Consider the following 20,295-nt stretch of genomic DNA (forward strand, 5'->3'; position numbering starts at 1 on the left):
CAGGCTGTGCCGTGGCCGACTGACTGGAGAATTTTCATGAGACCGTTTTGGCTGGACCAGGCTTTGCAGCTCGACACGTCCGAACCTTGCCCGCCGCTGCAAGGCGATGTGCGCACCGACGTGTGCATCGTCGGCGGCGGTTACACCGGGTTGTGGACGGCGATCATGCTCAAGCAGCAGAGCCCCGAACTCGATGTGTTGCTGATCGAAGCCGACATTTGCGGCGCCGGCGCCAGTGGGCGCAACGGCGGCTGTGCGCTGTCGTGGTCGGCGAAGTACTTCACTCTGGAACGACTGTTCGGTGTCGAAGAGGCGGTGCGGCTGGTCAAGGAATCCGAGCGCAGCATCCACGCCATCGGCGAGTTCTGCGAGCAGTACGGCATCGACGCCGATTACCGCCTCGACGGCACGCTTTACACCGCGACCAACCGCGCGCAATGCGGCTCGACCGATGCGGTGATTGCGGCGCTGGAGCGCAACGGCATCAACTCGTTTACCCAGCGGCCGGTCGCTGATGTACAGCGCATGGCCGGATCGGCAAAACACCTGGAAGGCTGGTTCTCGCCGGCCGCCGCCAGCGTGCAGCCGGGCAAACTGGTGCGCGGCTTGCGCCAGGTGGCGTTGCAGCTGGGCGTGCGGATTCATGAAGGCACGGCAATGACCGGGCTGGAGGAGGGCCGTCCGGCGCGCCTTCACACGGCGAGCGGCCGGGTGACCGCCGACCGCGTGGTGCTGGCGATGAACGCGTGGATGGCCCGCGCGTTCCCGCAGTTCGAGCGCAGTGTGGCGATCGTCTCCAGCGACATGCTGATCACCGAACCGCGGCCGGATCTGTTGCAGGAAATCGGTTTGATCAGCGGCGTGACTGTGCTTGATTCGCGGATTTTCGTGCACTACTACCACAACACCCCGGACGGCCGGATCATGCTCGGCAAGGGCGGCAATACCTTCGCTTACGGCGGGCGGATGTTGCCGGTGTTCGACCAGCCCTCGCCCTATACCGGGTTGCTCAAGCGCAGCCTCGACGACTTCTTTCCGGCCTTTGCCGATGTGAAAGTCGACGCAACCTGGAACGGCCCCTCGGATCGCTCGGTCACCGGCCTGCCGTTCTTCGGCCGGATGAGTGCCAGCGGGAATGTGTTCTACGGTTTCGGTTATTCCGGCAGCGGCGTCGGGCCGTGCCACATGGGCGGGCAGATCCTCGCTTCGCTGGTGCAGGGCCTCGACAACCCATGGACACGCTCGCCGCTGGTCAACGGGCCGCTGGGTTACTTTCCGCCGGAGCCGATCCGCTACCTTGGCTCGCTGATGGTGCGCAACGCCATTCGCCGCAAGGAGCGCGCCGAGGATCACGGTCGGCGACCCCGGCACCTTGACGTGCGTCTGGCGAAATTCGCGGCGGCGGCGGGCAAGGCCGACAAGGCGTGAGCGTCAGCGCGGCGGGGTGGAGCGGTTGAGCAGCCAGTCGAGCAACAGGTCCTCCTCGGGCTCGGTTTCTCTCGGTTGTGCCGGTTGGGGCCGGCAGGCGTCGAGGCAGAGGATCGGTCGGTCGGGATCGCTGTCGAGAAAACTGACCCAGACTTCGCTGCCGGCGCAGGGAAGATTTTCCCGAGGCACGCAGGCGTCGGCATGGGGCATGACCAACGGCAGCCACAACCCTTCGCTTGCGCCGTCAGGTGAATGTTCCGGCCATAACCGGACGGCCATGCGTCCCTGATCGTCCACCTGCGCCGGTTGCCCCGGTGCACCAAGCAATTGCGCCGGGTGATACCCCGGAATGCGCGGACGCGGTTGTTTCGGCGGCGGGCGAAACGGGGTCGACCAGGGCAGCGCCGTGAAGTCGTTGTGATAGCGGCGAACCGTCGGCACTGGGTCGAGAATCGAAGGTTGCTGGCCTTGATGACGCAACTCGGTGATCAGCCACTGCTCGTTGAAGGCGTTTACCGGGTGCTCCGTGACTTGCAACAGGCGTCCGCTGAGCAGGCGCAGACAATCGCTGCGGCCCTGAATCGAGCGCGACCGGCAGCGTTGGCGCTCGAGCAGACGGCGACTGCGCTGGGTGGCGTGACGTTGCGCAGTTGGCAGAGATTCCTGTGGGGCGACGGCACTGCCCAGCGTGTGATTGGCGGCCTCCTGACCCTTGATCGGTCGCCCTCGCTCTCGTACGCCGGCAGGCATCGGAGGCAGTACCGCCTCATGCCGCTGGAACAGGCTGCTGAGGCCGCTGGTTGGCGCATCGAGCTGGGTGTTGAAAGGAATCGCCGTCAGTTGCTGTGGCAGGCTCAGGCTGTCATCGGCGAACACCACCACATGGCCGTCCGGCTGATGTTCGAAGTGGTAGTGAATGCCTTCCTCTTCGCAAAGCCGTTGCAACAGGGCCAAATCGGTTTCGTCGTACTGAATGCAGAACGGACGCGGCGGATAGTGGCCGACGGTCATCTCGATCCGGTAGCTGTGGGCGGGCAGGTGATGTTCGATCAACAGTTGCTCAAGGATGGCCGGCACGCTCAGTTGCGTGAAGACCCGGCGTACGGGATGTTGCTCCAGCGCTTGCAGATGCGGCATCAGCACCAGTTGGTAGGCGATCCGGTGCGTTGCGCGATGTTCGCAGCTGGCACTTTGAATGATGCCGTGAATGCCGTGATCCTCATCCAGGTGCAGAAACGCCGCCTGATGCAGCAGCTTGCCGGGTGACCAGGCGGGCGCCAGGCCCATGACCTCGATTTCAAACCGATAAGGCTGATTCAGCGCTTCATGACCGCTGAAGCGCAGCACCGGCAGGCTTATCCCGCCTTCGGCCAGGGTCAGTGAAAACGGACTTTCCTTGTCATTGAGCATTCGGGCAGGCTCTGTTCTGGCAATACGGGCGACAGAGGGTACGAAAACGCGACGTTGATTGGACATGGCAAACCGGTTTTTCAGAATCGCCCTACAAGGCGCGTAGAAGATGTCGATCCGCAGCGGATTTTTTGGTCGATTGCCGACTTTAGGCCGTATAAACTTGCCGCCATGCGTCGGCCAATAGATGTCTCGGCGCCACAGATCAAGAGAGTGAGTAATGGGCGCACAGTGGAAGGTTAAACACAAAGAAGCGGCAGCCAACGCCAAGGGCAAGATCTTCGGCAAACTGGTGAAGGAAATCACCATTGCTGCGCGTAACGGTGCCGATACCGCCACCAACGCACACCTGCGTCTGGTGGTCGAACAGGCCAAGAAAGCCTCGATGCCCAAGGAAACCCTGGACCGTGCCATCAAGAAGGGTGCTGGGCTGCTGGGCGAAACCGTGCAATACCATCGCGTCACCTACGAAGGCTTCGCACCGCATCAGGTGCCGCTGATCGTCGAGTGCGTGACCGACAATATCAACCGCACCGTGGCGGAAATCCGCGTGGCGTTCCGCAAGGGTCAACTGGGTGCTTCCGGTTCCGTTGCCTGGGACTTCAACCATGTCGGCATGATCGAAGCGTCGCCGGACACCCCGGACGCCGATCCGGAAATGGCCGCGATCGAAGCCGGCGCGCAGGATTTCGAAGCGGGCGAAGAGGGTGCGACCCTGTTCCTGACCGATCCGACCGACCTCGATGCCGTGCAGAAAGCCCTGCCGGAACAAGGCTTCACCGTGCTGTCGGCCAAACTCGGCTACCAGCCGAAGAACCCGGTCAGCGGTCTGAGCGACGAGCAGATGGCTGAAGTCGAGGCGTTCCTCGAAGGCCTGGACAACCATGACGATGTGCAGGACATGTTCGTCGGTCTGGCCGGCTGATTTTTCGAGTCAGTAACGCTGCAATCGCGAGCAGGCTCGCTCCCACATTTGATCAGTGTTGTCACCCTTTACAGGGGTGATACAAGTCGATTGTGGCAGCGAGCCTGCTCGCGATTGATCGCGCAGTGGTCATTACTGTTGCAGCACCTCAACGATCTCGCCGAACCCCGGCCGTGCCAGCACGTCCGGCTGACAGCACTGCTGTTCCAGGGCCTCCAGCGCCTGACGTTGTTCATCGCTCAACCCCGAGTCGATGCGTGCCAGCAGTTCCCCCAGCAAAATCCCGAACGCCCGCACTTCGAGGCGCTGCAGTGCACGGGTTTCAGGCGTGTCCGCCGTGGCATGGAATGATGCCGCGCCAAAATCCCCCAGCAGACAATCGCCCTGATCGTTCAACAGAATGTTGTGTCCGTAGAGATCGCCATGGGTGATGCCGTGACGGTGCAGATGCCCGGCGACCGAGGCAATGCCCCGGGCAATACGCAGGGCGACGTCGGCACTGAAACGGCAATCATCGGCATACACATCCCGTGAACAGGACGCCAGGCTCGGCAGTCCGGCCAGGTTGCGGTAACTCGAATCGATCAGTTGCATCACCAGGCCTTGCTGACCATCGGGATGCTGGTCGATGCGGCCTTCGACGCGGATCAGGTTCGGGTGCATCCCGGCGGTGATGCACGCGTTCATTTCATGCAGCGGCGAGCCGTCGCTGGTCATCTCACCTTTGTACAACTTGACCGCCACCGGCGTAGCCGACTGGTCCGCAGACTGCCACTGCGCCCGGTAAATCACCCCGGAAGCGCCTTCGCCCAGCCGTTGCTCCAGCTGCAGCGCCGACCAGTCGATCAGGGGCGCGTTGTTGAGCGCGTCGGCATCGGCTTCGGTTTCCAGCGGATTGCCGGCGTAGGCCAGCCAGGTCAGGCTCGGCAAGGTCAGCAGCCATTGCGGCAGCTCGGTCAACTGGTTGGCGGCAATACGGATCAGTTCCAGCCGATGGCACTGGCTCAGTGACGGCGGCAGCGTGCGCAGGCGATTGCCGGCGAGCATGAGCTTTTGCAACAGCGGACGCTCGCCCAGTTCCGTGGGCAGGGTTTCGATGGCGTTGTCGGTCAGGATCAGCCAGCGCAACTGCGGCGGCAGCGCCGCGCCGGGCACCTGGGTGATCCGGTTGGCCTTGAAACCGATCATCGTCAGCGCCTGACACTGGCCCAGGCACGCCGGCAACCGGGTGAACTGATTGTCCGAGCAGAACAGCACGCGCAGGCGTGTCAGGCGGTGCAAGTCGTCCGGCAAGCTGCTCAGGGCATTGCCGCTGAGGTTGAGCACTTCCAGCGTGTCGGCCAGGTTGAAAATCTCCGGCGGAAATTCAGTCAGGCCTTCAGCCAGGTCGAGCCGGGTGATGCCCGACAGTTCGCCGGCGCGCAGTTGTGCAAGGGTGTGCATGAAAAGGATCGCTATCTGGAAGGCGCCCGAGCCCGGAAATGGGCGGCATGATAACGGCAAATCAGCCCGGTTCGTGCACTTCGCGCAATTGCCCGAGCCTGCTGCGGGTGCGGGCCAGATCGATCGCCTGGCCGCCGAGGCTTTCACGCAACGGGAGCTGGCCGAGCAGGGTCAGGTGTTTGTCCTGGTCGTAGAGCACGTCGATCAGGTTGATGAAACGTTGCTGGGCGGCGATCGAACATTCGCCCAGTTCCGGCAGTTCATCGATGATCCAGTGGTCGAAGCGCCGGCACAGTTCCAGATAGTCCATCACGGCGGTGGGCTGTTCGCAGAGGTCGCTGAAGGTGAAACCGACGCGCCGGTCTTCGCACAGCCGCGCCTGCAGATGCCGGCTACCGACTTGCAAAGGCAACGGCGCGGCGTCGAGTGGCGGCAGGTTCAAGGCCAGGCGCTGCGCCGGGGTGGCCGGCCAGACGTAATAGCCTTGGGTGAACACCTGATGCGCATGCCGACGCGCCTGGCTGCGGTAATCGTGCGGGCCGCCGACTTCCATGACCTGCATGCGCGCGTTGATCAGGTCGATCACCGGTTTGAACCGCGCGTGGTACAGCGGGTTGGGCAGCAAGCCTTCGGGCGGGTAGTTGGAAGTCACCAACAGCAGGATCCCGCGCTTGAACAGCGCCTTGAACAAGCGGGTGATGAGCATTGCATCGCCGATGTCATGCACATGAAATTCATCGAAACACAGCACCCGACAGTCCAGCAGCAGCGCATCGAGGGTAACGGCCAAGGCATCGTCGCAGTCACGATGCTCGAACATGCCTTGGTGCAACTGGGCGAAGAACCCATGGAAGTGCAGACGGCGCTTTTGCGCAATCGGCAACGCCTCGAAGAATCCGTCCAGCAGCCAGCTTTTGCCGCGCCCGACCGCCCCGTGCAGATACAGGCTGGGCGGGGTTTGCGCAGGGGTGCCGAACAACAGGCCGGCCTGCTGCGCCATGCAGTCGATGACTCGCTGCTGGCTGTGGCTGAGGGTGTAGCCCTGGCCGTGGGCCTTTTGCCGGAAGTAGTCGCGGACCGATTGCGCGCTGGCAGCGCACTGGCCCGCAGCGGTACTGGAGCGTTTGCCGAGGAGGCGGCGCAAGGCTGACCAGCGATGGGTCAGACGCGAACGTTCGGGCGGTCGGGCGGGCACTGCAATCACTCCGTCATCATCGGGCCGGCTCCCCGCGAGCGCGGCGGCGTAGTGTAACCAGACGGGTAGTTTTGCTTCCACTGCGCTTTATCGTTTTCCCGGACATTAATCTGCGGCATGTACAGGTTTTTTCAACATGATGAATCGACCTGTTGCCAACCTTTCGAAACAAATCCCGGCGGTTGCCTGGATCCAATCGACTGGCGCAATCGGCGTCCGTTGCTAACCTGAAACACTGTAACGGCAGATACGCCGTCGCGATCAAGGAGCGGGCGGTGAAAGCAGGGATGGTCTGGGCATTGCTGGGCGGGCTCGCGGCACCGGCCCACGCCGCCGATCTTCAGGTCGAGGTGCGGGTCGATGTGCAGCGCGGTTGCCAGTTGATTGGCCAGCAACGTGAAGCCGGTATCGAACAACTGGGCGTACTCGACTTCGGCGTCACGGCGCGGCTTGGCGACCGGGACGGGCCACTCGGCGCGGCGCTGACGAATTCGCGTCTGCCGCGTCTGGAATGCAACCCGGACACCCCGTACCAGTTGCGTGTCGATGGCGGCTTGCACGGTGGCGTCGGCGAGGTGCGTTATATGGCGGGAGAGGCCGGCAGCAAGCCGATTCCCTATCGCCTGTATCAGGACCCTGCGCGGCGGGTGCCGCTGGTGGTGGATGTGCCGGTCAGTGGCCGGGTGCCGGACAGCGGCACGGTGGACTTGCCGCTATACGGGCGGATCGAACGGATGGCAGAAGTGCCTTGGGTCAGCCGGTATTCGGATCTGGTGAAGGTGACGGTCACCTGGTGATCGCGGCGTTTTTTCAGCCATCCGCTGGATCCGGGTGGCGCAGGGAAGGGCGTTCAGTGATGAGCGCAATGTTCGAGTGATCCTGAAGGAGTAGGCGCTCAATGATGGACAGACACGGGCGGGTAATCGCCATAGCCACGCTGCTGATGTTCACCGAGGTCGCGCCAGCGGCAATCAGTGGGCAGATCGTCGCGCGGCTGACGTTGATCGCCGGCTGCGAAGTGACCAACGCCTCCAGCCCCGCCGGCCCGGTGGATGGGCTGGGCTCTCTCGATTTCGGCCAGCAGGGCCCGACCTGGAATGCACCGATCAAGGCCAGCCTCAGCGAAGCGGGCAGCGGCCAGCTCAATGTCGCCTGTAACCCTTCGGTCACCGGGTTCACCGTGACCATCGACGGCGGCACCCATGGCGACGGCACCACACGCCGCCTGAGCAACGGGCGCCAGACACTTCCCTATCAGCTGTTTCTCGATGCCTCCGGCAGCCAGAGCTACAGCATTGGTCAACAACACAATTTCGCTGTCACCAGCGGCGCACAGATACCCATTCCGGTATTTGGCTCGGTGGTGGCGAACACCCGTGCGGTACCGGCCGGTGTCTATACCGACACCCTGACGGTGACGCTCGACTGGTAACCCCGTAGAGGACGGACACCATGCGTACGATTGCATCAAGGATAGCTTTGTCGTTGCTCGGCCTGACGCTCGCTTCCAGCGTCAATGCCGCCACCACGGTCACCGGCCAGATCACCTCCAGCCTGACCCTGATCAGCAGTTGCCAGGTCAACGGTTCCGGCGGTTCTACCGGGCTGAACTTCGGTGCGTTGAACTTCGGCACCGCCAACAGCCTGTTCACCACGGCGACCGGACAGGTGCTGGGCGGCGGGGGCGGGGCGCTGTCGATCCTGTGCTCGGCTGGCACCACGCCGACGGTCAAGGTCCGGGCGGGCGCCCATGACGGGCTCTCGCCGGGCGGCACTCGCGCGTTGTATGACGGAGTGGCCAATTACGTGCCGTATGACCTGTACACCGACGCCGGGCACTCGCAATTGCTGGCCATCGACGGGGTGATCAACCTCGCGGCCAGCACCGGTGTAGCGCAGACCGTGAACATCTACGGTCAGGCGGTCGGCAAGGCCGGGCTGCCGGCGGGCACGTACACCGACACGATTTCCGTTGAACTGACGTTTTAGCGCCATGGGCCGGCATGGCTGTGCGGGGCTGTTGCTGCTGTGTGCGGGCAGCTTGCCGCTGCCGTTGGCGGCGGTGACCAGCCAGAGTTTCCAGGTCAGTGCCACGGTGACACCGGGCTGTCTGGTGGTGGGGGGCGTATCGAACTATGGCGGGCTGAATTTCGGTTCGCGGTCGGCGCTGGCTACCGGCACGGTGCAGGTAGCGTTGACCGGCGGTGTCACGCTGCAATGCACGCCGGGGGTGGCGCTGAACATGACGGTTGATGGCGGCCAGTACAACAGCGGCGGGCGACGCATGCAGATCAGCGGAGGCAGCGCGAAGGTGGCCTATGCGCTGTTTCGCGATGCGGCGTACAGCCAGAGCCTGGGCATCGGCCAGAGTGTGGCGGTGGCCTACAGCGATGCGAACAACATCAGTCTGCCGATCTACGGGCAGGTGCAATTGCCGGGCAATCAACCCGGGGGGACATACAGCGATGTGTTGCAGGTGCAGCTGTCGTGGTGATGTGAAATGACAAGGAGCAGGTTTATGGGGTTTTTCACGTCACGCTATTCGTTCGCGTGTTGCGCCGTGCTGGCGCTGGTCATGTTCGGGACGCTCAAGGCCCAGGCTGCCAGTTCGGTGCTGATCTGGCCGATCGACCCGGTATTGGAGGCCGATCAGCAGGCCAGTGCGCTGTGGCTGGAAAATCGCGGCACGGAAACCGCCAACCTGCAGATCCGCGTGTTCGGCTGGAGCCAGAGCGGTTTCGAAGAGCAGTACCGCAATCAGCGGGAGGTGATCGGCAGCCCGCCGGTGGCGAAGATCGAGCCGGGTCAGAAGCAACTGGTGCGCCTGACCCGCACCAAGGACGTGCCGCCAGGCCAGGAGCTGGCGTACCGGATCATCATCGATGAAATCCCCTCGGCTCAGCCGCCCGTCGCCGAAGACGGCAAGACCGCTGCGGCGATCCGCTTCCAGATGCGCTACTCGGTACCGCTGTTCGCCTATGGCGCGGGTTTGTGGAGCAAGGAGGACAGCGCCCGCCAGCGTGACCCCAAGGGTATCGGCCTGCCGCAATTGAGCTGGCGCACGGTGGCGGTGGAGGGCCGTCCTTATGTGGAAGTGCGCAATCAGGGAGCAGTTCATGCGCGGCTGACTGATGTCGCCATCAAGCAGGGTGGTCAAAGCAAACCGTTGGCCGAGGGCCTGCTCGGTTACGTGTTGCCCGGCGCGGTGATGCGCTGGCCGGCACCGGGGCCGGTGGCGGGAGAGCTGGTGGGACGGATCAATGGCGCGGCCAAGGTGCAGAGCATTCCGCCGGCGCGATAGCCATATCGAGTCATGTCGAAGTGATCAGGCTTCGGCGCCAGCGGTTTCAGGAGGAATCAGTCCATTGACGGACGTAACACGCTAATGAGTCCAGGATGGGCTCGCCGTATTCAGCGTCCGTTGTGGCTCATGACCGGCGCGTGGTGCCTGATGTTCATTCATCCATCCGGGGCCGGTGAACTGCCGCCGCCTCCCAGCGGCATGGAGGCCGTGAGTGATGCACAGTTGTTTCTGGAACTGGTGGTTAACCAGATGAATACCGGTCGGGTGGTGGCGGTGGAGCAGCGCGGCGGGCGCCTGTTCCTGCCGGCCAGCGTATTGCGCGACACCGGCATGAAGCTGCCGGCAGAGGCCGGTGCCGAAGTCGATCTCGACGGCCTGCCGGGCCTGCACAGCGATTACGACAGCGTCAGCCAGCGCTTGCTGCTCGACGTGCCACCGGACTGGCTGCCGGAGCAGTTCATCGGCAACCGCGAGGTTTATCCGCGCACCCCGGCGCTGAGCAGTTTCGGCGCTTTGTTCAACTATGACCTCTACCTCAATGACACCGACGACGCCGGCACTTATCTGGCGGCGTGGAACGAGGTGCGGCTGTTCGACAGTTGGGGCACGTTGTCGAACACCGGGCAATATCGCCGTACGTTGTCGGGGGATGCGGTCAGCACGCTGGACAACGGCTATCTGCGTTACGACACCACCTGGCGCTACTCCGATGATGAACGGATGCTGACCTACGAGGCCGGGGACGTGGTCAGCGGCGCCTTGCCCTGGAGCAGTTCGGTACGGCTGGGCGGTGTGCAGTTCTCAAGGGATTTTGCGGTGCGTCCGGATCTGGTGACCTATCCGCTGCCGCAGTTCGCCGGGGAAGCGGCGGTGCCGTCCTCGGTGGATCTTTTTATCAACGGCTACAAGTCCAGCAGCACCGACCTGCAACCGGGGCCGTACACCCTGACCAACATTCCGTTCATCAACGGCGCGGGCGAGTCGGTGGTGGTGACCACTGATGCGCTGGGCCGTCAGGTGTCGACCACGGTGCCGTTCTACGTCACCAGCAGCCTGTTGCAAAAGGGTCTGAGCGATTTTTCGGTGGCTGCCGGTACGTTGCGCCGGGATTATGGCCTGAAGGACTTCAGCTACGGACCGGGCGTGACCTCGGGCAGTCTGCGCTACGGCGTCAGCGACACGTTTACTCTGGAGAGTCACGCCGAGGCGGCGGATTCCCTGACCCTTGGGGGACTGGGCGGTAACTTGCGGCTGGGCAATTTCGGAGTGCTCAACAGTGCGATCAGTCAGAGCCGTTTCGACGGCGACGGCGGTCAGCAACTCAGCCTCGGCTATCAATACAGCGGGCAGCGCTACAGCTTTTCCTATCAGCGCCTGCAACGCCACGACCGTTACGCCGACCTGACCGTGGTCGACAGCCCTTACACCACACTCAGCAAGCGCAGCGAGCAGGCGACCCTGAGCCTCAACCTCGAACGCTGGGGCAGTCTCGGCGTCGGTTATTTCGATATTCGCGCGGCAGACGAAACCCGCACGCGGTTGCTCAATCTGAGCTGGAGCAAACCGCTGTGGCGCAACAGCAGTTTCTACCTGTCGGCCAACCGCGAAATCGGCGACAGCAACTGGGCGGTGCAGGCGCAACTGGTGATTCCGTTCGACCTGCGCGGCAGCCTGGCCATCAGCAGCGAACGCAGCAAGACCGGGCAGACGCAGCAACGAGTCAACTACAGCCGCGCCGTGCCGTCCGAGGGCGGGGTGGGCTTCAATCTCGGCTACGCCAAGGGCGACGGCGCCGATTACCGCCAGGCCGATGTGACCTGGCGCCTGCAATCGGTGCAACTGCAGGCCGGCGTCTACGGGACGTCCGACGCCGAAACCCGTTGGGCCGATGCCAGCGGCTCGCTGGTGTGGATGGATGATCAAGTGTTCGCCGCCAACCGCATCGACGATGCGTTCGTGGTGGTCAGCACCGACGGCTACGCGGACATTCCGGTGCGTTACGAGAACCAGCAGGTCGGCCAGACCGACCGCAACGGCCATTTGCTGGTGCCGTGGAGCAGTGCCTATTACCGCGGCAAGTACGAAATCGATCCGTTGAACCTGCCGGCCAACGTGCGCAGCCCGAATGTCGAACAGCGCGTTGCCGTGCGCCGGGGCAGCGGCTATCTGCTGGAGTTTCCGCTGAGCCGGGTGATTGCCGCGAGCATCGTGCTGGTGGATGCGCAGCAAAAGGAGTTGCCGCTGGGCAGTGGCGTGCTGCACGAACAGAGCGGCACGCGGACGGTGGTCGGCTGGGACGGACTGGTCTACCTGGAAAACCTCCAGGCGCAGAATTCGCTGCGGGTGACTCTCGCGGACGGCAAGACCTGCCAGGCGCAATTCAGCGTCGATCTGCAGCAGGATGAAGTGCCGCTGATCGGCCCGTTGGTGTGCCAATGATCCGGGCGCGGCTTGCTCTGTGGCTGTTGTTGCTGCTGCCGGGGATGGCGCAGGCGCTGTGTTCGGTGGTGACCACCACGCCGGCCGGGTTCGGCAACATCAGTTCGATCGCCGTGCGCACCACCTCGCAACCCAGTTCTACCCTGAACGGAGGCTTGAGTTGCACCGGTTCGCTGCTGTCGCTGTTGACCAACAATGACCATTTCTGGGCCACGGTCACCTCGACCCAGAGCGGCTTGCTCGGACCTACCGGCGACGTGATCGGTTACACGATCTACGCCAACAACAGCACCAGTTACCCGCTGACGCGTGGCACCGCCTATGACTTCGCCCGCAACGGCATTATCGACGCCCTCGGCTTGCTCGGCGGTACGGTGCCGAAAACCGTTCCGCTCTATTTCGGGACCACCATCGGCAGCAACGTGGCGGCCGGCGTGTATACCGAGACCCTGAGCATTTTCTGGAACTGGAATTATTGTTCGGGCATCGGTGTCGGCGGGCTTTGCCTGGGCCGCGACGTCAACAGCGGTACCACGACGCTGACGGTCAACCTGACGGTGTCCAACGACTGCACCATCACCGCACCGAACATCGCTTTCGGCAGCGCACCGGTGGTCAGCGCGTTTACCCCGGTGACCGGGCAGACCATCAACCTCGCCTGCACCAAGGGCAGCGCCTACACCGTGGGGCTGAACGACGGGCAGAATGCGCTGAGTGTCGGCGGACGGCGGCGGATGATTTCCGGCAGCAACTATCTGGCCTACGACATCTTCAAGAGTGCCGGCACCACCCGTTGGGGCAGTGTCGGCGCGGCTCGTCGGGCCAGCAGCGATGCCGAGGTCAATCCCGGCAACGGGCTGGGTACCGGCAGCCAGATCTTCAACTACAACGCGAAAATCTACACCGACCAGACCACACCGCCCGCCGGAACCTACCTGGACAATGTGGTGCTGGATGTGGGGTTCTGAACCGGCTAGAAGCTCAGGGATTGCTTGAGCATTTTCGCCGCCGGGGTGTCGGTCGGACTGACCATCGCGTAGTTGTAGCCTTTGCCGGACCAGTACTCGGCCTGCAGATCCCCGTCCTGGCGGCTACCCCGGGGCAGGAAGGTATTTTTCGGTCCCGGTGGACGCACGTAGAAACTGACCTTGTGCCCGCTCTGGTCTTCATACATCACCATCGCCGCCGGGCCTTCGTCAGTGCTCAGCAGGCGGCCGCTGACCGGTGCAAACCCGGCCGACGTCAGGTCCGGCAGGCGATTGGCCTGAGTGAAATAACGGTCGAGCCAGCGCTGGATGTCGCCGTCGCCATCGACTTTGTAGTCCGCCGGCAGAAGCCCTTGCTGGGCGATCAAACGGTACGCCTGCAAGGCGTCCGTCATCGGTGCCGGGGCATGAAACACGGTCATGTCCCGGGCCTTCCAGCCACCGACACCGCCGAGGCTGACGGCAATCAGCAACACCGCCGCGCTGGTCCACTGGCGGCGCGATTGGCGTTTGAGGCGCTGACGGATCAGCGCCGGATCGAGGTCCGGATTGGCCGGCTGTTGCAAGGCGCCGCCGAGGGCGGCGCGCAGGTGCTGGGCGTCCTGTTGCCAGGCGCGAACCTGCGCCGCTTCGTCCGGGTGACTGGCGAGCCAGGTTTCCAGCACATGCCGGTCGGATTCGCTGAGCTGATGGTCGACGTAGGCGTGCAGGTCACGTTCGTTGGGGGGCAGACTGATCATTTGAGTATCCGCAAGGAAGGGCTGCTGATTTCCCCGTCGCTGAGCTGGCGCAGGGCCTGGCGAGCACGGGACAGGCGCGACATCACGGTGCCGGTGGGGACGCCGAGAATCTCGGCGACCTCCTTATAGGTCAGGCCTTCGACCGACACCATCAGCAGCAGCGCGCGCTGTTCGGTGGGCAGTCGGTCGAAGGCCTTCAAAGTCGATTGGGCAATGACGGTGCGTTCCACAGAGGGCTCGGCGTCATCGCGTCCGGTGAAGAATTCGAGCATCCGCGCATAACGCCGCGAACGCCGGTGCGCATCGAGAAACTGCCGGTACAGGATCGAAAACAGCCAGGCGCGCAGATCACCGTCGGCGCGTTTGTCACCCCAACCCGACAGCGCCCGCTCCAGACTGGCCTGTACCAGGTCGTCGGCGCTGCTGCCGTTGCGAGTCAGCGACACGGCAAAACGCCGCAATCTGGGGATTATTTCTCGCAGTTGTTCGTCGAATTCGCTCATGAAGTTCTGCTAGTCGCTACGCTGTGGACTAGGAAGACGCCCGGCATTGGAGGTTATTCCACGTTCTGAAAAATAAATACCGGGCCGTGGAATAAATCCCGATGGCGTGCGTCTTGCTGATTCTTCCTACTTGTGGCCGATGGCCCTGGAGTGCTTCATGGTTGATCGCAGTTCATCGCCCGGCGGGCCACAACGCCCGCCACTGAGTGCCGCGAGCCTGGTGTTGCGTCTTGGCGGAATCGCCGTGGTAGTCGCAGCCCTGGCCGGGGCGTTTGCCTACGTTCATGGTTCATTTGACCCACAACGCCTGACACCAAAAGCGTTGGTGGATGTGCTGGAAAAGAACAACGGCGTGCATCCGGGCTTTCGCCGCAATCACGCCAAAGGTGTGTGCGTGATCGGACATTTCGAGAGCAGCGGCGAGGCTCGCTCGTATTCTGTCGCGCAAGTGTTCAACGAGCCGCGCACTCCGGTGGTCGGGCGCTTTGCGTTGCCGGCCGGCAGTCCGTATGCGCCGGACAGCGCCGTACCGATCCGCAGCCTGGCGCTGCGTTTCACTCAGGCCAACGGCCAGCAGTGGCGCACCGGGATGAACAGCATGCCGGTGTTCCCGGTCGGCACGCCCGAGGCGTTCTATCAATTGCAGCAGGCGCAATCGCCGGATCCCGCCACCGGTAAACCGGATCCGACCAAGGTGCCGGCATTTTTTGCCGCACACCCGGAAGCCGTACCGTTTCTGACCTGGATAAAAACCGCCAAACCTTCGGCCAGTTACGCGACGGAAACCTACAACAGTGTCAACGCGTTCTATCTGGTGGACGCCAGCGGCAAGAAGCAAGCGGTGCGCTGGAGCATGACGCCTCTGGCCCAGGACGCTGCCGGTGCGACCGCGCCTGAAGGTAGCGACTTCCTTGAAAAAGACCTGGTGCAGCGCCTGGCGGAAGGGCCGCTGCGTTTTCAGTTGAACATCACCTTGGCCAATGCCGACGATCCGGTGAACGATGCGAGCAAGACCTGGCCCGCCGGACGCAAGGTATTGAACGCCGGCACCCTGGTGCTGGAAAAGACCCAGCCGCAGCTCAGCGGCGAATGCCGTGACATCAACTACGATCCGCTGGTGCTGCCGGCCGGCATTCAGGGTTCCGACGATCCGCTGCTCGCCGCGCGCTCGGCCGGTTACGCCGATTCCTACCTGCGTCGCACCAGCGAAGTCAGCCAACTGCCCACCGGCAAAAAGGAGGCTCGCCCATGAGCACGCAACCGACTCATTTCAATCCGCTGGCGCGGTTGCTGCACTGGTTGATGGCGTTGATGATCATCGCGATGTTGTTCATCGGCGCCGGTATGGTGACCTCGGTGTCGGCGCGGCATGAATGGTTGATCAACCTGCATAAACCGTTGGGCATCGCGATACTCGCTTTGGTGATCGTGCGCATTCTGGTGCGACTGGGCACCCGTCAGCCGCCGCTGCCGGCGGATCTGCCGGGCTGGCAGGTGATGGCGGCCAAAGCCTCTCATCTGTTGCTGTACGCGCTGATGCTGGTGTTGCCGCTACTGGGCTGGGCGATGATCAGTGCGGCGGGGGATCCGGTGATGCTCGGCGCGTCCCTGCAATTGCCGTCGATCGTGCCGGCGGATGCGCAGGTGTTCGCGTTGCTGCGCAAGGCTCACGGGTATCTGGCGTATCTGCTGTTCCTGACCGTGCTGCTGCACCTGGCGGCGGCGCTGTTCCATGGCTGGGTGCGCCGCGACGAGGTGCTCGACAGCATGCTGCGGGGACGCAATCGCGGTTGATCGTGTGTCAGTCCGATGTGGCGAGGGCGCAAGCCGCCTCGCCACGTTTCTGTGTGGCCAGTGTGCGCCACCAATAAAGCAGCGCGACCATGTTGATTGCGGCACCCAGCCCGCAGACGCCTGGCCATCCTGCCCAGGCATACATGGCCGTCGAGGCGATTGAGCCCAAGGCGCTGCCAATTGAGTAAAACAGCATGTAGCCGGCGGTCAGTCGGCTCTGCGCCTCCGGGCGGACGCTGTAGATCATGCTCTGGCTGGTGACGTGCACGGCCTGCAAGCCCAGATCCAGAGTGATGACGCCAAGCAGTAGCGCCCATAGTGATAAATGGGTGAGTGCGATTGGCAGCCACGAGCCCAGCATCAGCAGCAGCGACAGACCGCTGACCCATTGTCCCCATCCTCGATCTGCCAGGTGTCCGGCTCTGGCGGCGGCGAGTGCACCCGCCGCGCCGGCGAGTCCGAACAATCCGATCTCACTGTGGGAAAGCGACAGCGGCGGGGCGGCCAGCGGCAACACCATCGGCGTCCACAGCACCATGGCGCTGGCGAAGGTGAGCAGGGCGAGGATCGCCCGTTGGCGCAGCACCGGTTCTTCACGAAACAGGCTGAACACTGAGGCGATCAATGCCACGTAATGCGTGGTCGGTCGTGCTTCTTCATCCTTGGGCAACACCCGAAACAGCAACACAGCCATCACCAGCGTCAATCCCGCTGACAGCAGATAGATCGAGCGCCAGCCGGCCAGATCGGCCATGCCGCCGGCCACCGTGCGCGCCAGCAGAATGCCGACGACGATGCCGCTGGTGATCACGCCGACTACCTTTCCGCGTTGTGCCGGGACCGCGAGAGTTGCGGCGTAGGCGACCAACACCTGGGTGACCACGGCCAGCAGGCCGGTCAGGGTGACGCCAATCAGCAGCCAGGTGCTGTTCGAGGCCAGAGCAATCATCAGCAAGGCTGCGGCGGACAACAGTGTTTGCGTGACGATCAGCCGCCGGCGGTTGAGCAGGTCGCCGAGGGGTACGAGCAATAACAGCCCGAAGCCGTAGCCGACCTGAGTCAAGGTCATGACGATGCCGATGCTGCCCGGCGAGATCTCGAAGGCTTCGGCCATCGCATCCAGCAGCGGCTGGGCGTAATACACGTTGCCCACCGCGAGGCCGCAAGCGATGGCGAAGAGCAGCACGACACCTTTATCGAGTGTTGCAGTTCTCATGTCCCGGTTCCTTTCAGGTTTCAAGTTGAAACTTGAATGACGGTAAGTAATCCGGTTTTGATTTGCAACCTGATTGAGTAAAAGTCGGCGCAAAAAAAAGATCGCAGACAGGCTGCGATCTTTTGTGAAGCGAAACTCAGGGGCGATCAGCGCAGGGTGTCGACCATGTCCGCGATGGTGGTCAGCACGTCCTTGCCCAGTTGCTTCGAGCGCTTGCCCGACCAGCCGGTGAGCGGATTCGGCGCATCATCGTGATCCTTGAACGGCATTTCCAGGGTCAGTGACAGGCAGTCGAACTTCTGGCCGACGCTGTTGCAGGCCAGGGTCATGTTGGCCTGGCCCGGTTCATCGCGGGTGTAGCCATACTTGGTCTGGAAATCTTTGGTGGTGTGCTTCAGGTGGCTGCGGAAGTGTTCTTCGAGTTTCTCGATCCGCGGGGTGTAACCCGGATTGCCTTCGCAGCCGGCGGTGAACACGTGGGGAATTTCTTCGTCGCCGTGTACGTCGAGGAACAGATCGACGCCGTGCTTTTCCATTTGCTGTTGTACGAAAAGTACTTCGGGGCTGACTTCCTGACTGGCGTTCTGCCAGGCGCGGTTCAGGTCCTGGCCCATGGCGTTGGTGCGCAGGTGACCGTGGAAGGCACCGTCCGGGTTCATGTTCGGCACCAGGTACAGATCGGCGCTGGCCAGCAGTTTGTTCAGCACTGGATCGTCATGATGTTCCAGGCGTTCGATCACGCCTTCCATGAACCACTCGGCCATGTGCTCGCCGGGATGTTGCTGGGCGATGATCCAGATCTTGCGGCGACCTTCGGCGCCAGTGCCTTTGCGCAGCAGCTGAATGTCGCGGCCTTCGACGCTTTTTCCGGTGGCCAGCAGTTCGGTGCCGGCCTTGGTCAGCGCCTGCTCGATCAGCCAGTCATGACGGCCACGGCTGTAGGGCTCGAAGTAGGCGAACCAGGCGTGGGTCTGCTCGGCTTCGAGGCAGAAGCGCAGGCTGTCGCCTTCGAATTGGGTCGGAATGCGGAACCAGTTGACGTGATCGTAAGAGGCGACCGCCTGATAGCCGGTCCAGGCTTTGTTGTAGGAGGACTGACTGGCGTTGACCAGACGGAACCAGTGTTCCTGATGAACGTGCAGGCCGCTGGCCTTGAAGTGGAACCACTGGAAATGGGCGCTGCGGGTATCTGGCCGAATTGCCAGAACCGGGTTGAGCGGATTGCTGATGTCGATGACTTGGATGTTGCCGCTGTCGAAGTTGGCGCTGATGTCGAACGAAGATTTGGCCACGGTCATAATCGGTTCCTGAATATGATTTTTATGGCGGCTACTTTACACGCAAGACAGGGGTGAAACCGAGGGAAATTGCGGGTTGTGGCGGGGGGCGTCTTCCGTGACGCGGATGCAGCTTAGTGGCTGTGCGATTGATTCTCAAGTGCTAATTGGCATTACTTTGCCCCAATGCGGCCGGGGTCCGCTTGCCAAGCAATATTCTTTTGATATTATCCGCGCCATCGAATTTGCAGCACCCAAAGACTTCATTAGCCTGAAGCCACAAGCCAGAAAACTGGCAAAAAAAAGACCCGGCAAAAAGCCGGGTCAAAAACCGTGATTAGCCTGATGAGGAGATAGTCCAGAAGACCGACCTAAGGTCTCTGGCCCATCGACTGATCTCGCGACCAGCTGCTTGCAATAATAATCATTATCATTTGCAAGTCAAATGTTTTTATCTGCGCGATTGGAAAGTTCTTTCCTGTCCGTCCTAACTCCCGTCTTCAGCGAACCGCGCCATCGAGCGAGTGATCGACCATCGCTCGTGCCATGTCCACCATGTGCACGACCGAAAACGCCAGATCCCGATTGACGCCCTGTAAGCCATCCGCAGCCTTGAACGCCGTGGCTGCTGCGCATCGCAGCAGGTCGGAGGCGTGGACCAGGGATTCTTCGCCACTCAGGTTGCTGTTCACGCCGAAGAAGCGTTCCTCTGCATCCGGTTCTGACACAGCTGGTTTCAAGTAATAGTCCAACGCCCGTTGCGCAGCGGCACACCCTTGCGGGGAGGTGAAGGTGGTGTCCATTTGCAGGTCGGGCAAGTCTTTGCTGGTGATATTCATGGTGAAAGGTCACTCCTTGGTCGATTCAAATCCGTGACTCAAGAATAGTACTATCAGTATTTGTGACCAGAATTTAAATACTACAATATGTGTTTTGCCGGCCGCAGGCGTCCACGTATGGTGCCGCACATGGATAAATGGATTGAGTTGGTCAAGGCCAAAATGAGTGAACTCAACGTCACTCAAGTCGAGCTCGGCGAGCGCGTCGGCATGTCTCAGGGCGGTATCGGCCATTGGCTGAACAAGCGCCGCGAGCCCGGCATTACGCAGATGAACCGCGTGCTGAAAGCGCTGGGCATGGAGTATCTCGAGGTCGCGGTGGTGATTCGTGAACCGCAGATCGATGCGGACGACGAAATGCCCCTGGCGCAGAAGTACAACCCTTACTTTCGCTATCCGGTCAGCGAGTGGAATGCGTCGGTCGAGGCCCGCGAGAGCCAGCCAGCGTATTCCAGTGCCAAGGACAAGCGACGTTTCGAACTGACGGATTACCACGCCCGTGGCCCGGCGTTCTGGCTGACGGTGACGGGTAACGCGATGACCGCGCCCACCGGGCAGAGCATCGGCGAGGGGATGATGATTCTGGTGGACCCGGCGCTGGAAGCCGAGCCCGGCAAACTGGTGATCGCCCAGTGGCCGGACAGCGACGAGGCGATTTTCCGCAAGCTGATCGAAGAGGGCGGCCAGCGCTACCTGGTGCCGCTCAATCCGACTTGGCCGAAAGCTTTGTTGACCGAAGAGTGCCGAATCATCGGCGTCGTGGTTCAGGCAACCGCCAAATACTAGTCAGATCGAT

Annotated in this window: 21 protein-coding genes; 13 read left to right on the forward strand and 8 right to left on the reverse strand. The window is 62.5% G+C overall.

What is annotated here, in order from left to right; all coding sequences use genetic code 11:
• Positions 1-30: 30 nt before the first annotated feature.
• Positions 31-1,428, forward strand: coding sequence for an FAD-dependent oxidoreductase (locus tag ACKUG4_RS15095; RefSeq protein WP_445434397.1), 1,398 nt, complete (start codon positions 31-33; stop codon positions 1,426-1,428).
• Between the two features lie 3 nt (positions 1,429-1,431).
• Here the strand turns inward: ACKUG4_RS15095 and ACKUG4_RS15100 are convergent, their stop codons facing one another.
• A complete protein-coding gene (locus tag ACKUG4_RS15100; protein ID WP_445434310.1) occupies positions 1,432-2,838 on the reverse strand; it encodes a type VI secretion system Vgr family protein in 1,407 nt (468 codons plus the stop codon).
• A gap of 220 nt (positions 2,839-3,058) precedes the next feature.
• Here ACKUG4_RS15100 and ACKUG4_RS15105 point away from each other — a divergent pair, with 220 nt between their 5' ends.
• Positions 3,059-3,763, forward strand: coding sequence for a YebC/PmpR family DNA-binding transcriptional regulator (locus tag ACKUG4_RS15105; protein WP_011335021.1), 705 nt, complete (start codon positions 3,059-3,061; stop codon positions 3,761-3,763).
• A 132-nt stretch (positions 3,764-3,895) separates the two neighbouring features.
• On the opposite strand, the gene ACKUG4_RS15110 is transcribed toward ACKUG4_RS15105, so the two are convergent.
• On the reverse strand, positions 3,896-5,206 hold the full coding sequence (locus tag ACKUG4_RS15110; protein ID WP_236189224.1) for a leucine-rich repeat-containing protein kinase family protein: 1,311 nt from the start codon (positions 5,204-5,206) through the stop codon (positions 3,896-3,898).
• A 61-nt stretch (positions 5,207-5,267) separates the two neighbouring features.
• Positions 5,268-6,401, reverse strand: coding sequence for a cell division protein ZapE (gene zapE / locus ACKUG4_RS15115; RefSeq protein ID WP_445434311.1), 1,134 nt, complete (start codon positions 6,399-6,401; stop codon positions 5,268-5,270).
• Between the two features lie 287 nt (positions 6,402-6,688).
• Between zapE and ACKUG4_RS15120 the strand changes: the two genes are divergently transcribed.
• The 7 genes from ACKUG4_RS15120 (at position 6,689) to ACKUG4_RS15150 (ending at position 13,112) form a co-directional block, all read left to right on the forward strand.
• Complete coding sequence (locus ACKUG4_RS15120; protein ID WP_445434398.1) at positions 6,689-7,198, forward strand: Csu type fimbrial protein; 510 nt, start codon at positions 6,689-6,691, stop codon at positions 7,196-7,198.
• A 101-nt stretch (positions 7,199-7,299) separates the two neighbouring features.
• On the forward strand, positions 7,300-7,833 hold the full coding sequence (locus ACKUG4_RS15125; RefSeq protein ID WP_445434312.1) for a Csu type fimbrial protein: 534 nt from the start codon (positions 7,300-7,302) through the stop codon (positions 7,831-7,833).
• A gap of 20 nt (positions 7,834-7,853) precedes the next feature.
• Positions 7,854-8,390, forward strand: coding sequence for a Csu type fimbrial protein (locus ACKUG4_RS15130; protein ID WP_064597818.1), 537 nt, complete (start codon positions 7,854-7,856; stop codon positions 8,388-8,390).
• Positions 8,391-8,394: 4 nt separating this feature from the next.
• Positions 8,395-8,895 (forward strand): Csu type fimbrial protein, encoded by a 501-nt coding sequence (locus ACKUG4_RS15135; RefSeq protein ID WP_064597816.1) that lies wholly within the window; start codon positions 8,395-8,397, stop codon positions 8,893-8,895.
• A 24-nt stretch (positions 8,896-8,919) separates the two neighbouring features.
• Positions 8,920-9,702: a fimbrial biogenesis chaperone gene (locus tag ACKUG4_RS15140; RefSeq protein ID WP_445434313.1), complete on the forward strand. Its 783-nt coding sequence runs from the start codon at positions 8,920-8,922 to the stop codon at positions 9,700-9,702.
• A gap of 84 nt (positions 9,703-9,786) precedes the next feature.
• Positions 9,787-12,144, forward strand: a complete 2,358-nt coding sequence (locus tag ACKUG4_RS15145; RefSeq protein ID WP_445434314.1) for a fimbria/pilus outer membrane usher protein — start codon at positions 9,787-9,789, stop codon at positions 12,142-12,144.
• A complete protein-coding gene (locus tag ACKUG4_RS15150; protein ID WP_445434315.1) occupies positions 12,141-13,112 on the forward strand; it encodes a Csu type fimbrial protein in 972 nt (323 codons plus the stop codon). Before ACKUG4_RS15145 ends, ACKUG4_RS15150 begins: the two co-directional genes overlap by 4 nt.
• Positions 13,113-13,117: 5 nt before the next feature.
• On the opposite strand, the gene ACKUG4_RS15155 is transcribed toward ACKUG4_RS15150, so the two are convergent.
• Together ACKUG4_RS15155 and ACKUG4_RS15160 are read right to left on the reverse strand one after the other, a co-directional pair.
• Complete coding sequence (locus ACKUG4_RS15155) at positions 13,118-13,870, reverse strand: anti-sigma factor family protein (RefSeq protein WP_445434316.1); 753 nt, start codon at positions 13,868-13,870, stop codon at positions 13,118-13,120.
• Positions 13,867-14,373: an RNA polymerase sigma factor gene (locus tag ACKUG4_RS15160; RefSeq protein WP_085612697.1), complete on the reverse strand. Its 507-nt coding sequence runs from the start codon at positions 14,371-14,373 to the stop codon at positions 13,867-13,869. Before ACKUG4_RS15160 ends, ACKUG4_RS15155 begins: the two co-directional genes overlap by 4 nt.
• A gap of 157 nt (positions 14,374-14,530) precedes the next feature.
• Between ACKUG4_RS15160 and ACKUG4_RS15165 the strand changes: the two genes are divergently transcribed.
• Both ACKUG4_RS15165 and ACKUG4_RS15170 read left to right on the forward strand, forming a co-directional pair.
• On the forward strand, positions 14,531-15,625 hold the full coding sequence (locus tag ACKUG4_RS15165; RefSeq protein ID WP_039767523.1) for a catalase family peroxidase: 1,095 nt from the start codon (positions 14,531-14,533) through the stop codon (positions 15,623-15,625).
• Entirely contained in the window at positions 15,622-16,167 is a 546-nt protein-coding gene (locus tag ACKUG4_RS15170; RefSeq protein WP_085612696.1) for a cytochrome b, read from the forward strand. The genes ACKUG4_RS15165 and ACKUG4_RS15170 overlap by 4 nt, the downstream gene beginning before the upstream one ends.
• A gap of 7 nt (positions 16,168-16,174) precedes the next feature.
• On the opposite strand, the gene ACKUG4_RS15175 is transcribed toward ACKUG4_RS15170, so the two are convergent.
• Together ACKUG4_RS15175 and ACKUG4_RS15180 are read right to left on the reverse strand one after the other, a co-directional pair.
• A complete protein-coding gene (locus ACKUG4_RS15175; RefSeq protein WP_445434317.1) occupies positions 16,175-17,383 on the reverse strand; it encodes an MFS transporter in 1,209 nt (402 codons plus the stop codon).
• A gap of 146 nt (positions 17,384-17,529) precedes the next feature.
• Positions 17,530-18,681 (reverse strand): M14 family metallopeptidase, encoded by a 1,152-nt coding sequence (locus ACKUG4_RS15180; protein ID WP_445434318.1) that lies wholly within the window; start codon positions 18,679-18,681, stop codon positions 17,530-17,532.
• 97 nt (positions 18,682-18,778) lie between these two features.
• Here ACKUG4_RS15180 and ACKUG4_RS15185 point away from each other — a divergent pair, with 97 nt between their 5' ends.
• Positions 18,779-18,997: a hypothetical protein gene (locus ACKUG4_RS15185; RefSeq protein WP_143492966.1), complete on the forward strand. Its 219-nt coding sequence runs from the start codon at positions 18,779-18,781 to the stop codon at positions 18,995-18,997.
• A 163-nt stretch (positions 18,998-19,160) separates the two neighbouring features.
• Here the strand turns inward: ACKUG4_RS15185 and ACKUG4_RS15190 are convergent, their stop codons facing one another.
• The gene (locus ACKUG4_RS15190) at positions 19,161-19,499 is read right to left on the reverse strand and encodes a DUF6124 family protein (RefSeq protein WP_039767517.1); all 339 of its coding nucleotides are present in this window, start codon (positions 19,497-19,499) and stop codon (positions 19,161-19,163) included.
• A gap of 129 nt (positions 19,500-19,628) precedes the next feature.
• Between ACKUG4_RS15190 and ACKUG4_RS15195 the strand changes: the two genes are divergently transcribed.
• Positions 19,629-20,285 carry a LexA family protein gene (locus ACKUG4_RS15195; RefSeq protein WP_445434319.1) on the forward strand — a complete coding sequence of 219 codons (657 nt, stop codon included), beginning with the start codon at positions 19,629-19,631 and terminating at the stop codon, positions 20,283-20,285.
• Positions 20,286-20,295 lie beyond the last annotated feature (10 nt).

The sequence above is a fragment of the Candidatus Pseudomonas auctus genome (assembly GCF_048654275.1).
In the GTDB taxonomy this organism is placed as follows: Bacteria; Pseudomonadota; Gammaproteobacteria; order Pseudomonadales; family Pseudomonadaceae; genus Aquipseudomonas; species Aquipseudomonas pharyngis.